This window comes from Citrobacter sp. RHBSTW-00859 (assembly GCF_013729795.1).
In the GTDB taxonomy this organism is placed as follows: Bacteria; Pseudomonadota; Gammaproteobacteria; order Enterobacterales; family Enterobacteriaceae; genus Citrobacter; species Citrobacter braakii.
The window spans coordinates 4,240,804-4,254,182 of record NZ_CP056284.1; the positions used below are offsets into that span (position 1 = coordinate 4,240,804).

Sequence of the window (13,379 nt, forward strand, 5' to 3'; positions counted from 1 at the left end):
ACACCACACCGGGCGCTGCATGGCAACCTTATTCCAGACTTTTCACTGCCTGGCGCATACCCTGCACCAGAATCATTTCCAGGTTTGCCGTCACCTGCCCGGCAAGCCCGGGCAGCAACGTCAAATCTTCACCCCAGTGCGCCGCATCGCCGAGCACAGTACCCACCAGTTCACGCAGCGTTAAATCTTTGCCAACTCGCGGCCACAGACTGGCATACAGGCTAACCCACTGCTCATCATCCTGTATCGGATAGCGTTCTCCCTCCCGCTCTGCGCGATAAAACGCCAGCAGCGCCGCGAGGGCGAACGTTAACCGCACGGGCCAGCGCCCATTTTGCTGGCCCGCCAGCAGTTGCGGCAAAATTCGGGTACGGAATTTGGTCATCCCGTTAAGCGCAATGGAAAGCAACTGGTGACGAATGTAGGGGTTTTGAAAACGCCCGCTCACCGCGTCGGCAAATTCACGCAGTTCATCCGCCGGGAGATCCAATACCGGTATAATTTCCTCGCTAATCGCCCGCTCGATAAAGTGACGGACATCGGCATCCTGCATCGCTTCACCGACGGTCTCCAGCCCACACAACCAGGCCACCGGCACCAACGCCGTATGCGCGCCATTGAGAATGGCGACCTTACGCTCTTTGTACGGTTTGATATCGCTCACTACCCGAATGTTCAGCGGGCACTGCACCAGCTTCAGTTCCTCGGCCAGCCACTGCGGCCCCTGAATCACAAACAGGTAAAAATGCTCCGCGGTATCGAGAAACGCATCGTGATAGCCAAGCGTAGCTTCCAGCGCGGCTTCTTCTTCTCGCGGGTAGCCGGTGACAATGCGGTCGACCAGCGTGGAACAGAAGGTGTTTGCCGTCGCCACCCAGTCGGCAAACGCCGGGGGAAGCTGCCACTCCTGCGCATACTGCAGTACCAGCGTTTTGAGCGCCTCACCGTTATAGTCGATAAGCTCGCACGGGATAATGACCCAGCCCTTATCCACTGCACCCTCAAAATGATTAAAACGCTCCAGCAGCAGACGCGTCAGTTTAGCCGGAAAGCTTACCGGTGGCGCATCATCGACCCGGTCTGCCGCGTGATAGCTAATTCCGGCTTCGGTGGTATTCGAAAACACAAAGCGAATATCCGCATTGTGGGCCAGCGCCAGAAACGCCGCGAAGTCCTGATACGGATTGATTTCGTTATTCACCGAACGGATCAGCCGCGCCTCGCTCACCGCTTCGCCCTGCGCGTTTAGCCCGCGAATAAGCGTGGTGTACAACCCATCCTGGGTATTCAGCGACGGTGGAAAATCGCTATTGATCGGGCGAACGATGGTCACGCCAGCGTTCAGAAAGGTTTGCTCGTTGAGGATATCCAGTTGCCAGTCGATAAACGCTCGCAGGAAATTCCCTTCACCAAACTGGATCACGCGCGTTGGGTAGCTTGCCCCCGGAAAATCACGTCGATTCAATGTCTTCATCGCATTTCCCCTCTCAGAACGTGATCACGCCTTTAATCAGCTCACGGTTGTTAATCACATCCCGTTCGTAGATTTCTGCCAGTGTGGCAAACGCGTAACGGTGCGTGAGCATCATGTCGGCGGTCAGTTTGCCTTCCGACATCAGGCGGCCCACTTTGGCGAAATCTTCCGGTGTGGCGTTGCGACTGCCCATCATGGTGGTCTCTTTCTTGTGGAACTCCGGATCGGAGAACTGCAAATCGCCTTTGAATAGCCCAACGAAAACAATGCTGCCGCCATGGCGAATCAAATTCACCGTGTTGTTCATCGCATGCTGATTGCCCGTGGCATCAATGACCTTTTGCGCCAGCGAACCGCCAAACTGGTCACGCAGTTGCGCATCAAAATCTTCAGCAGACGGATCGATAACCGGGAGCCCCAACCGGGAAACCACATGCTCCCGGCGAGCCGGACTGGTATCGGCGACCACCACCTGTGCGCCATCGGCTTTGGCAATCGCCGCCGCGCCCAGACCAATCGGACCGGCACCAACCACCAGCACCTGCTCACCCGGAGCCACCGCCGCCCGGCGTACCGCATGCGCGCTAATGGCATAAGGCTCAATCAGCGCCGCCGCCTGCGGATCAATTCCCTGCGCATCCAACAGGTTGGTGACCGGTACGGACAGGTATTCGCTGAAGCCGCCATCCTGATGCACGCCAATCACCGAAATCTTCTCGCAGCAGTTAGTGCGCCCGCTCAGACAGGCCGGACACTGCTGGCAGGCCACGTAAGGAATAACCGCCACCTGCTGACCATTTTTCAGATTCTGTATATTTTTGCCCAGCCCAACAATTTCCCCACATATTTCATGACCCAGCACACGTGGATAGCTGAAAAATGGCTGATTGCCACCCCAGGCATGAATATCGGTACCGCAAATCCCGACTGATTTAATTTTTATTAATGCTTCACCCTCACCCGGAATAGGTATTTCACGCTCTTTCCAGACTAATTTTTTAGGTTCCTGGCAAATCAACGTATTCATCGTAGACATGATTCTGCTCTCCTGTTTTTTTGTTGCCTCAGATATCAACGAAAATAAAAAAGCCGGAGAAAGCAGAAACACAATCTGTGAATCCCAGCGCATAAAAATGTTTTAAATCGGGTTTTAATACGCAAAAAGGAGAAGCCATGAGCCGTTCACAGAACTTACGCCACAATGTGATTAACCAGATAATCGATGATATGGCGCGTGGTCATATCCCTTCCCCCCTCCCGTCGCAAAGCGCGCTGGCGGAGATGTACAACATCAGCCGCACCACCGTGCGCCATATGCTGAGCCACTTAGGCGAGTGCGGCGTGCTGACCCAGGTCGGCAGCCACTATGTCATCGTACGTAAACCCGACCATGACGACGGTTTTGCCTGTACCACCGCCTCCATGACTGAGCAAAACCGGATTTTTGAGCAGGCTTTTTTCACCATGATCAACCAGCGTCAGCTACGCGCAGGGGAGAGTTTCTCCGAACTACAGCTTGCCAGAGCTGCAGGGGTCAGCCCGGTGGTGGTGAGAGAATATCTTTTAAAATTCGAACGTTACAATCTGATCAAAAACGAAAAACGCGGCCATTGGAGCATGAAGCAGTTCGATCAGGCCTATGCGGAACAGCTGTTTGAACTCAGAGAGATGCTGGAAACCCATTCCCTGCAGCATTTTCTCAATCTGCCCGACGATGACCCGCGCTGGCTGCAGGCTAAAACACTGCTGGAGCGTCACCGGGTCCTGCGCGACAGCATCGGCAGCAGCTTTCGTATGTTCTCGCAGTTAGACCGTGAGTTTCATGCTCTACTGCTCTCCGCAGCAGATAATATATTTTTTAATCAATCACTTGAAATCATCTCCGTGATTTTCCACTTTCATTATCAGTGGGATGAAAGCGACCTCAAGCAGCGCAATATCATTGCCATTGATGAGCATATGACCATCCTCAGCGCACTGATTTGCCGCAGCGACCTGGATGCCACCCTGGCGCTCTGTAACCATTTGAATTCAGCCAAACAATCGATGATTCGCTCCATCAACCAAAGCCATAGCGCCGCTCATTAAGTACCGATAAAAAACAGCAAACCATTACCGGGAGCACGATTTTATAAAAATAAAAACGCCGGAAAAATACCGCTTGCCTATGCTCACGCTAAGTCGACTGCATTAAAAACTTTTGTGAGCGGTGATGAGCAAATTGATTCATCACTGGTATTTTTCAATACTGCACAGCCCGGCTGTGTGAAAATAAATTATTGAGGTTCAGGAGTCCGGCGTGGAAAAAAATAATATTACCCTCGACCCGAGTTCTTCGTTTGGCACGTCGTCATCTGCGGATATTAACGTTCCGCCTGAGGGCATGGTGCAACGCAGTAGCCGAATAAAACGTATTCAGACCACAGCAATGATTTTATTATTTTTTGCTGCGGTGATTAATTATCTCGACCGCAGTTCACTGTCGGTCGCCAACTTAACGATTCGTGAAGAACTGGGGCTGAGCGCCACGCAAATCGGCGTACTGCTGTCAGTGTTTTCTCTCGCTTACGGTATTGCACAGCTGCCCTGCGGCCCGCTGCTGGATCGCAAAGGTCCGCGCATTATGCTGGGGCTGGGGATGTTCTTCTGGTCGCTGTTTCAGGCGATGTCTGGCATGGTTCACAGCTTCACTCAGTTTGTTCTCGTGCGTATCGGGATGGGGATCGGCGAAGCGCCCATGAACCCGTGCGGCGTAAAGGTCATCAACGACTGGTTTAACATCAAAGAGCGCGGTCGACCAATGGGGTTATTCAACGCCGCTTCCACCATCGGTGTTGCCATTAGCCCGCCGATTCTGGCTGCCATGATGCTGGTGATGGGCTGGCGTTGGATGTTTATTACCATCGGCGTGCTGGGTATTTTCCTCGCCATCGGCTGGTACATGTTGTATCGCAACCGCGAGCAGATTGCGCTGAGCGCTACTGAACAAGCGTATCTGAACGCCGGTAGCGTCAATGCCCGCCGCGATCCGCTGAGCTTTGCCGAATGGCGCAGCCTGTTCCGCAACCGCACTATGTGGGGCATGATGCTGGGCTTTAGCGGCATCAACTACACCGCATGGTTATATCTGGCATGGCTGCCAGGCTACCTGCAAACCTCCTACAACCTGGATTTAAAAAGCACCGGATTAATGGCGGCGATCCCATTCCTGTTTGGCGCAGCCGGCATGTTAATTAACGGTTTTGTTACCGACTGGCTGGTGAAAGGCGGTATGGCACCGATTAAGAGCCGTAAGATTTGTATTATCGCCGGGATGTTCTGTTCTGCGGCCTTCACTTTCATCGTGCCGCAGGCCACAACGTCGATGGCCGCCGTCTTACTGATCGGTATGGCGCTGTTCTGTATCCACTTCGCCGGCACCTCGTGCTGGGGCCTGATCCACGTAGCCGTCGCCTCACGCATGACCGCCTCCGTGGGCAGTATCCAGAACTTTGCCAGCTTTATCTGCGCGTCGTTTGCACCAATCGTCACCGGATTTATTGTTGATACCACCAACTCTTTCCGTCTGGCGCTGATCATTTGTGGCTGCGTCACCATGGTGGGAGCCCTCGCCTACATCTTCCTGGTGCGCCAACCCATCAGCGATCCGCGTAAAGATTAATCCTCATGATGCCCGATAACACCGCGCTTATCGGGCATGTTATGCTCGACAAATGAACATCACCTTACGCTCCACCACTCTGGCAGAAACTGCCGCTCTTCCCGCCATCGAACGATCTGCGGGGCAACGTTTTTTACTCATCCCCGAACTGGCGTGGATTGCTGACGACCAGACTATATCGGCTGACCAGCATCGGGCATTTGTCGCCGCTGGCATGAGCTGGCTGGCGCAGGTCGACGAGCATCCGGTCGGTTTTTTAGTTGCCGAAACGCTGGGGTCATCGCTGTTTATTGCTGAACTTTCACTGCATCTGGAGTGGCAGGGAAAAGGTATTGGTCGCAGATTGATTGGCTATGTTGCCGAACAGGCGCGCGAGAAAGGTTATACATCGCTCACGCTGACCACCTTTCGCGATGTGCCGTGGAATGCGCCATTGTACGCACGATTGGGGTTTGAAATGCTGGCTGACGAGACGCTTCCTGCACTGCTGCGCCAGAAAAGAGAAGACGAAGCGGCGCACGGGCAGACGTACGAACTACGCTGCGCCATGCGCCTGATGCTGCGTTAATTGCCCGCGGGCGGCTACGCCTTATCGGGCATTACCAACTTAGAACGTTTCCCAGTTATCCCCGGCATCCGTTGCCGCAGCTTTACGCGGCTGGACCGTTGAAACTGTTTTAGCAGCAGCAACGTCACGCGCGCGCTGTTGGTCATGCTGAATACGGAACACGGCAACGGCCTGGGTCAGACGGCTGGCCTGCTCTTCCAGCGCCGCAGCGGCGGCGGCGGATTCTTCCACCAACGAGGCGTTCTGCTGCGTCACACGATCCATCTCAGCAACGGCCAAACCAACCTGGTCGATACCGCGGCTCTGTTCATCAGAAGCAGAGGCAATTTCACCCATGATATCGGTCACGCGGGTTACCGCATTGACGATCTCATCCATGGTTTCACCAGCGCTTTCTACCAGCGTTGAACCCACATCCACACGACTGACCGAGTCTTCAATCAGGCTCTTGATCTCGCGCGCGGCCTGCGCACTACGCTGGGCCAGGTTACGAACTTCACCCGCAACCACCGCAAAACCACGGCCCTGCTCGCCCGCACGCGCAGCTTCTACCGCGGCGTTGAGCGCCAGAATGTTGGTCTGGAAGGCAATGCCGTCGATGACGCTGATAATGTCGGCGATTTTCTGCGAACTGGAAGCGATGTCACGCATGGTTTGCACCACGTTATCCACCACTTTGCCGCCTTTCTGCGCGGTTTCAGAAGCGCTCAGGGCCAGATGGCTAGCCTGACGCGCGTTTTCGGCGTTCTGCTTCACGGTCGCCGTCAGCTGTTCCATGCTGGCTGCGGTTTCTTCCAGAGATGCAGCCTGCTGCTCGGTACGCGAGGAGAGATCGTTGTTGCCCATCGCAATCTCGCTGGCCCCGCTGTAAATCGCGTTGGCACCGTTACGCACATCACCCACGGTGTTCATCAGCTCACCCTGCATATGACGCAGGCTTTCCGCCAGTTGACCAATCTCGTTGGAACCTTCCACCTCAATACGCTTCACCAGGTCGCCGCTGGCGATATGACGAATGCTGTCGATCAGACGGTTCATTGGGGAGATAAGAGTCAGTTTAATGCCGAACCAGACCGCAATAATTGCCGCCAGTACGGTAATCAGCACGCAGACCAGTACCCACATCGCCTGGCTGTAAGAGCTGTTGTTATCTGCTACCGCAATGTCATACAGGTGATCGTTCTGCTGCATGTAGTTGATGTATGTCTTCTCAAAACCATCCTGATAGCTCTGCGTGGGTTGATCAAAGAACGCATTGATCTTCCCGTCACCCAGTAACTGGATCAGCTCCGCCAGCGCGCCGTGATAGATGTCATAGGTGCGGTTGATCTCCTGGAACGCGGCTTCACTTTGACGCGGATCGCGCGGGAGCGACTCGTAAATCGCCCAGTTTTTTTCCGTCAGTTTCAGCGCCGTGCTGGCTACCTGCATCAGCTCAGCAACGGTCGCACCGCTGCCGATATTGCTCTGATCCATCATGTAGCGAATACCCGCCCGGTTCAGGGTATTACGCGTTTGCAGCAGCTCAACCCAGGTGGCGTTCAGCGCAGACTGCTGCTGGCGAATGGTTTGCAGAACGGTAAAGTTCTCTTTGTCATTCTTAAGTGAGTTAAAAAACAAGCCGCCGGAGGCGAGCTGTAAAAGGCCAAATAGCGCCAATACCAGCAGTAAGCTGGTAACAATCTTCATTCGTTTTAACATGTTTTCTCTTTCCGCTAGACAGATACTCTGGTTTTCGGCCTGGAAAGAGAAAACTTTATGGTGTCAGCAATTGCCACAGAATTATCGTTTTCACATTAAATCCCGCTCCCTATGTCAAATTACGCAAAAAATTTGTCGTTCTGTTGCGCCTTAGGTGTAGGATTCCCGTTTTTTAAGAAAAGGATGCTTCTATGTTGAATCGCGATTTTGATCACCTATCCACTCTCGCACACCACTTTTTTGAACGTGAAGATGTTCGTCAAAAGCTCAATATCATCGATCAGTACAACATCTCCGGTTGGGAAGTGTGGATGCAAATAGAATTTGCCAATCTGTTGGCTTCGACGGGTCATGAATGGTGGCGTGAACAGACCCTCGCTTGCGATCTGCGGAAAAATCCACAGCGTTTGTCTGTGCGTGCAGATTTCTTATTGCGGAAAAAAGGATGGACGCAGGACAGCTACATTGCGCTTGAGCTCAAGCAGAACCAGGATCCGACAAGCTGCGTCAGAAATATGATTGCGGATTTGGTTAAAAGCGCAAAAATCAAACGTTCGGAATTAGAGCTGCGTAGCTTCTGGACGCTAGGGGTAACACCCCGCATAGACAAAGAGCGCCTCGATGAACTGATTGACTATTATCTGGATGAAAAATATTACCTGACTAAATCACGTAAGAAACATGTGTTGCTTAAAGACATCGAACAAACGCCTTACTGTTATATCGTGATCTAAGTATCTCAGTGAGATGCTTCGTCAGTTGGAAAACACGGCATGTAGATGGGCGAACGCTATAATGCCGTGATCTCAATCACATAAATTCCCCCACTCTCCCCCATTGCTTACCGCTCACTGACACTTGGGACCGCTTAAGCTGACATACAACCGCTCACTTATTTACCTTACTTTACGCGCGTATTTCTCTGGCAAGATCCCCCCAACATAGCAGTCAATTTACCTCCTCAAACACAAGATCAAACCCACGCGGCTTCGGCCAATTATTAATTAGATACCAGGTTTTACTATGGATACGAAAAAGATATTCAAGCACATACCCTGGGTGATTCTCGGAATCATCGGTGCATTCTGCCTCTCGGTAGTGGCATTACGTCGGGGTGAGCACATCAGTGCCCTGTGGATCGTGGTCGCCTCAGTTTCTGTTTATCTGGTGGCCTATCGTTACTACAGTCTGTACATCGCCCAAAAGGTGATGAAACTTGACCCGACGCGTGCCACGCCGGCGGTCATCAACAATGACGGTCTGAACTACGTTCCAACCAACCGTAACGTATTGTTTGGCCACCACTTTGCCGCTATCGCAGGTGCAGGTCCGCTGGTTGGGCCGGTACTGGCCGCGCAGATGGGCTATCTGCCCGGTACGCTGTGGCTGCTGGCGGGTGTCGTGCTGGCCGGTGCGGTGCAGGACTTCATGGTGCTGTTTATCTCTTCACGCCGTAACGGCGCATCGCTGGGTGAGATGATCAAAGAAGAGATGGGCCCGATCCCGGGAACCATTGCGCTGTTCGGCTGCTTCTTAATCATGATCATCATCCTTGCGGTACTGGCGCTGATCGTGGTGAAAGCGCTGGCTGAAAGCCCGTGGGGTGTGTTCACCGTCTGCTCAACCGTACCTATCGCGCTATTCATGGGGATCTACATGCGATTCCTGCGACCGGGTCGTGTGGGCGAAGTGTCGGTGATTGGTATTGTGCTGCTGGTTGCGTCCATCTACTTCGGCGGCGTGATTGCTCACGACCCGTACTGGGGCCCGGCACTAACCTTTAAAGACACCACCATTACCTTTACCCTGATCGGCTATGCGTTTATCTCTGCGCTGCTGCCGGTATGGCTGATCCTCGCGCCGCGCGACTATCTGGCTACCTTCCTGAAAATCGGCGTTATCGTCGGTCTGGCGGTGGGGATTGTTATCCTCAACCCGGAACTGAAAATGCCGGCAATGACTCAGTACGTTGATGGTACTGGTCCGCTGTGGAAAGGCGCTCTGTTCCCGTTCCTGTTCATCACCATCGCGTGTGGTGCGGTCTCTGGCTTCCACGCGCTGATCGCTTCTGGTACCACACCGAAGCTGCTGGCCTGTGAAACCGACGCGCGCTTTATCGGTTACGGCGCCATGCTGATGGAATCCTTCGTGGCGATTATGGCGCTGGTTGCCGCGTCCATTATCGAACCGGGTCTGTACTTCGCAATGAACACCCCGCCTGCGGGCCTTGGCATCACCATGCCGAACCTGCATGAAATGAGCGGCGAGAACGCCCCGTTGATTATGGCGCAGTTGAAAGACGTAACCGCACATGCGGCGGCGACCGTCAGCTCCTGGGGCTTCGTCATTTCGCCTGAGCAGATCCTGCAGACCGCGAAAGACATCGGTGAACCGTCCGTTCTGAACCGCGCAGGTGGCGCGCCGACGCTGGCCGTTGGTATTGCTCACGTGTTCCACAAAGTGCTGCCGATGGCTGATATGGGCTTCTGGTACCACTTCGGTATTCTGTTTGAAGCGCTGTTCATCCTGACCGCACTGGATGCCGGTACCCGTTCTGGCCGCTTTATGCTGCAGGATTTACTGGGGAACTTCGTTCCGTTCCTGAAAAAAACCGACTCTCTGGTTGCGGGTATCATCGGTACTGCGGGCTGCGTAGGCCTGTGGGGTTACCTGCTGTATCAAGGTGTTGTTGACCCGCTGGGCGGCGTTAAGAGCCTGTGGCCGCTGTTCGGTATCTCTAACCAGATGCTGGCTGCCGTGGCACTGGTTCTGGGCACCGTGGTACTGGTTAAAATGCAGCGCACCAAATACATCTGGGTTACCGTTGTTCCGGCTGTATGGCTGCTTATCTGCACCACCTGGGCGCTGGGTCTGAAACTGTTCAGCACCAACCCGCAGATGGAAGGCTTCTTCTTCATGGCGAATCAGTACAAAGAGAAGATTGCTAACGGCGGCGAACTGACCGCTCAGCAGATTGCCAACATGAACCACATCGTCGTCAACAACTACACCAACGCAGGCCTGAGTATTCTGTTCCTGGTGGTGGTGTACAGCATCATTTTCTACGGGTTCCGTACCTGGCAGAAAGCCCGCGCCATCAACGGTCGCTCTGATAAAGAGACGCCGTATGTACCGGTGCCGGAAGGCGGCGTGAAAACCTCTTCACATCACTAACCGTATTCAGCCCCGCTTCGGCGGGGCTTTTCGCTTATCAGGATTGTTTATGTTTGGTACTTTAGGTCAGGCAAAAAAATACCTCGGTCAGGCGGCAAAGATGCTGATTGGCATTCCGGACTACGACAACTACGTCGAGCACATGAAGACCAACCATCCCGATAAGCCGTACATGACCTATGAAGAATTCTTCCGCGAGCGCCAGGAAGCCCGCTACGGTAGCGGCGGAAGCAGTTGCTGTTAGAAGGAGAAATGAATGACCCCGATTGCAGTTACCCTACTCACCGGTTTTCTTGGCGCGGGTAAAACCACCCTGCTGCGCCATATTCTCAACGAGCAGCACGGCTATAAGATTGCCGTTATCGAAAACGAATTCGGCGAAGTCTCGGTGGACGATCAGCTGATTGGCGACCGCGCCACGCAGATCAAAACCCTGACCAACGGCTGCATTTGCTGTACCCGCTCCAGTGAGCTGGAAGACGCACTGTTAGATCTGCTCGACAACCTCGACAAAGGCGCCATCCATTTCGACCGTTTGGTGATCGAGTGCACCGGCATGGCCGACCCCGGCCCGATTATTCAGACCTTTTTCTCCCATGAAGTGATTTGCGAACGCTACCTGTTGGACGGTGTTATTGCGCTGGTTGACGCGGTACATGCCGACGAGCAGATGAACCAGTTCACCATAGCCCAGTCGCAGGTGGGCTACGCTGACCGCATCCTGCTGACCAAAACCGACGTGGCGGGTGAAAGCGAGAAACTGCGTGAGCGCCTGGCGCGCATCAACGCCCGCGCCCCGGTGTATACCGTCACGCATGGTGATATCGACCTCTCCCTGCTGTTCGATACCAACGGTTTCATGCTCGAGGAGAACGTGGTCAGCGCCAAACCACGCTTCCACTTTATCGCCGACAAGCAAAACGATATCTCCTCGATCGTCGTCGAGCTGGATTACCCGGTAAACATCAGTGACGTGTCGCGGGTAATGGAAAATCTGCTGCTGGAATCCGCCGAGAAGCTGCTGCGCTACAAAGGCATGCTGTGGATTGAAGGCGAGCCAAACCGCCTGCTGTTCCAGGGCGTTCAGCGTCTGTACAGCGCCGACTGGGATCGCCCGTGGGGCGACGAACAACCGCACAGCCTGCTGGTGTTTATCGGCATTAACCTGCCGGAAGACGAGATCCGAGCAGCGTTTGCGGGGTTGAAGAAGTAAACAGCCGCTCCCTTTTATTTGTGAAAGGGAGCAAATATCTCTGAAACAAATATCTCGCATCACGCTTTCTGTTTGTAATATTGTCTGTTAATGTCATTACCCATGATGAATTCATGTTTTTATTAATATCTCTCGGAATATTAATTTAACATATTTATATAATTTTCATGAATTGGTAGGCGTAACATGGCAATCATTATTCCCACAATAAGCAGTTGTAGCGAGAAAATTACTGCCGGCGAAAAAAGACTGGCAAGACTTCTTGAGGGGGGACTCAGCGAACAGTGTACCTGCTGGTATGACACCCGGGTAATGACTCCAACTTACTGATAGTGTTTTATGTTCAGATAATGCCCGATGACCTTGTCATGCAGCTCCACCGATTTTGAGAACGACAGTGACTTCCGTCCCAGCCTTGCCAGATGTTGTCTCAGATTCAGGTTATGTCGCTCAATGCGCTGAGTGTAACGCTTGCTGATTACGTGCAGCTTTCCCTTCAGGCGGGATTCATACAGCGGCCAGCCATCCGTCATCCATACCACGACCTCAAAGGCCGACAGCAGGCTCAGAAGACGCTCCAGTGTGGCCAGAGTGCGTTCACCGAAGACGTGCGCCACAACCGTCCTCCGTATCCTGTCATACGCGTAAAACAGCCAGCGCTGACGTGATTTAGCACCGACGTAGCCCCACTGTTCGTCCATTTCCGCGCAGACGATGACGTCACTGCCCGGCTGTATGCGCGAGGTTACCGACTGCGGCCTGAGTTTTTTAAGTGACGTAAAATCGTGTTGAGGCCAACGCCCATAATGCGGGCGGTTGCCCGGCATCCAACGCCATTCATGGCCATATCAATGATTTTCTGGTGCGTACCGGGTTGAGAAGCGGTGTAAGTGAACTGCAGTTGCCATGTTTTACGGCAGTGAGAGCAGAGATAGCGCTGATGTCCGGCAGTGCTTTTGCCGTTACGCACCACCCCGTCAGTAGCTGAACAGGAGGGACAGCTGATAGAAACAGAAGCCACTGGAGCACCTCAAAAACACCATCATACACTAAATCAGTAAGTTGGCAGCATCACCAAGATTACCACCAACTTATAAAGCAAGAACGAAAAGAAGAGATAATATCAAAAGGAAGTTTTGAATATGATCTTTTAGATATTTTAAAAGACTATACGTCAAACTACCTTTTTACATCAGCAGAAGCAGAGTGTATGGAATTGTCCGGCTTTGCTATAATAAAAGGAATACTTGACGAGTATACATCTTTAATAAAACTACCAAAAGATAAATTTTTATCTTTAATTTTAAAGAATAATAAAAAAATTCGCAATAATCATTTGCACATTGAAAGAAGATTATTTAATCGACTGCCAGGAAAACATTTAAAATCATACTCTACCGCAATAGTTGGTATACCGTATAATCACAATGATTATAGCGATGATTTGTTTGTTGAAAAATTTGAGAGTATTTCTCGCGAAAAAGAACTATCGTTAAGAATGCATTTAATTGTTGATTTTGTTTCAGGTATGACTGATCAGTTCTCGATGGAAATGTATCAACTTCTCAAAGGTATCAAGGTGAAGTAA

12 protein-coding genes are annotated in these 13,379 nt (G+C 52.6%); 8 read left to right on the plus strand and 4 right to left on the minus strand.

All coding sequences use genetic code 11. The annotated features are described in order from the left end of the window. Positions 1–28: 28 nt before the first annotated feature. Both HV302_RS21240 and HV302_RS21245 read right to left on the minus strand, forming a co-directional pair. Positions 29–1,474 carry a tagaturonate reductase gene (locus HV302_RS21240; RefSeq protein WP_181626547.1) on the minus strand — a complete coding sequence of 482 codons (1,446 nt, stop codon included), beginning with the start codon at positions 1,472–1,474 and terminating at the stop codon, positions 29–31. A gap of 13 nt (positions 1,475–1,487) precedes the next feature. Then, a complete protein-coding gene (locus HV302_RS21245) occupies positions 1,488–2,510 on the minus strand; it encodes a zinc-binding alcohol dehydrogenase family protein (protein ID WP_019078308.1) in 1,023 nt (340 codons plus the stop codon). A 137-nt stretch (positions 2,511–2,647) separates the two neighbouring features. Between HV302_RS21245 and HV302_RS21250 the strand changes: the two genes are divergently transcribed. The 3 genes from HV302_RS21250 to HV302_RS21260 all read left to right on the plus strand — a co-directional run bounded on the left by HV302_RS21250 (position 2,648) and on the right by HV302_RS21260 (position 5,703). After that, on the plus strand, positions 2,648–3,562 hold the full coding sequence (locus HV302_RS21250) for a GntR family transcriptional regulator (protein ID WP_016151582.1): 915 nt from the start codon (positions 2,648–2,650) through the stop codon (positions 3,560–3,562). A gap of 211 nt (positions 3,563–3,773) precedes the next feature. Beyond that, positions 3,774–5,135 carry an MFS transporter gene (locus tag HV302_RS21255; RefSeq protein ID WP_016155619.1) on the plus strand — a complete coding sequence of 454 codons (1,362 nt, stop codon included), beginning with the start codon at positions 3,774–3,776 and terminating at the stop codon, positions 5,133–5,135. Between the two features lie 52 nt (positions 5,136–5,187). Continuing rightward, a complete protein-coding gene (locus HV302_RS21260; RefSeq protein ID WP_016155618.1) occupies positions 5,188–5,703 on the plus strand; it encodes a GNAT family N-acetyltransferase in 516 nt (171 codons plus the stop codon). 39 nt (positions 5,704–5,742) lie between these two features. Here HV302_RS21260 and tsr read toward each other — a convergent pair whose 3' ends face one another. Beyond that, a complete protein-coding gene (gene tsr, locus HV302_RS21265) occupies positions 5,743–7,404 on the minus strand; it encodes a methyl-accepting chemotaxis protein (protein WP_181626548.1) in 1,662 nt (553 codons plus the stop codon). 191 nt (positions 7,405–7,595) lie between these two features. On the opposite strand from tsr, the gene HV302_RS21270 reads away from it, so the two are divergent. From HV302_RS21270 to yjiA, 4 genes are all read left to right on the plus strand, one after another. Continuing rightward, on the plus strand, positions 7,596–8,138 hold the full coding sequence (locus tag HV302_RS21270; protein ID WP_016151578.1) for a hypothetical protein: 543 nt from the start codon (positions 7,596–7,598) through the stop codon (positions 8,136–8,138). Positions 8,139–8,427: 289 nt separating this feature from the next. Further along, positions 8,428–10,578: a pyruvate/proton symporter BtsT gene (btsT, locus tag HV302_RS21275; protein ID WP_003830033.1), complete on the plus strand. Its 2,151-nt coding sequence runs from the start codon at positions 8,428–8,430 to the stop codon at positions 10,576–10,578. 49 nt (positions 10,579–10,627) lie between these two features. After that, positions 10,628–10,822 carry a YbdD/YjiX family protein gene (locus HV302_RS21280; protein WP_003830038.1) on the plus strand — a complete coding sequence of 65 codons (195 nt, stop codon included), beginning with the start codon at positions 10,628–10,630 and terminating at the stop codon, positions 10,820–10,822. A gap of 12 nt (positions 10,823–10,834) precedes the next feature. Next, positions 10,835–11,791, plus strand: a complete 957-nt coding sequence (gene yjiA, locus HV302_RS21285; RefSeq protein WP_016155616.1) for a GTPase — start codon at positions 10,835–10,837, stop codon at positions 11,789–11,791. Positions 11,792–12,114: 323 nt separating this feature from the next. On the opposite strand, the gene HV302_RS21290 is transcribed toward yjiA, so the two are convergent. After that, a protein-coding gene (locus HV302_RS21290; RefSeq protein WP_223429336.1) for an IS1 family transposase occupies positions 12,115–12,812 on the minus strand; the annotation gives its coding sequence in 2 pieces (ribosomal slippage) (positions 12,115–12,563 and positions 12,563–12,812; 699 coding nt in all). 189 nt (positions 12,813–13,001) lie between these two features. Between HV302_RS21290 and HV302_RS21295 the strand changes: the two genes are divergently transcribed. Further along, on the plus strand, positions 13,002–13,379 hold the full coding sequence (locus HV302_RS21295) for a hypothetical protein (protein ID WP_181626549.1): 378 nt from the start codon (positions 13,002–13,004) through the stop codon (positions 13,377–13,379).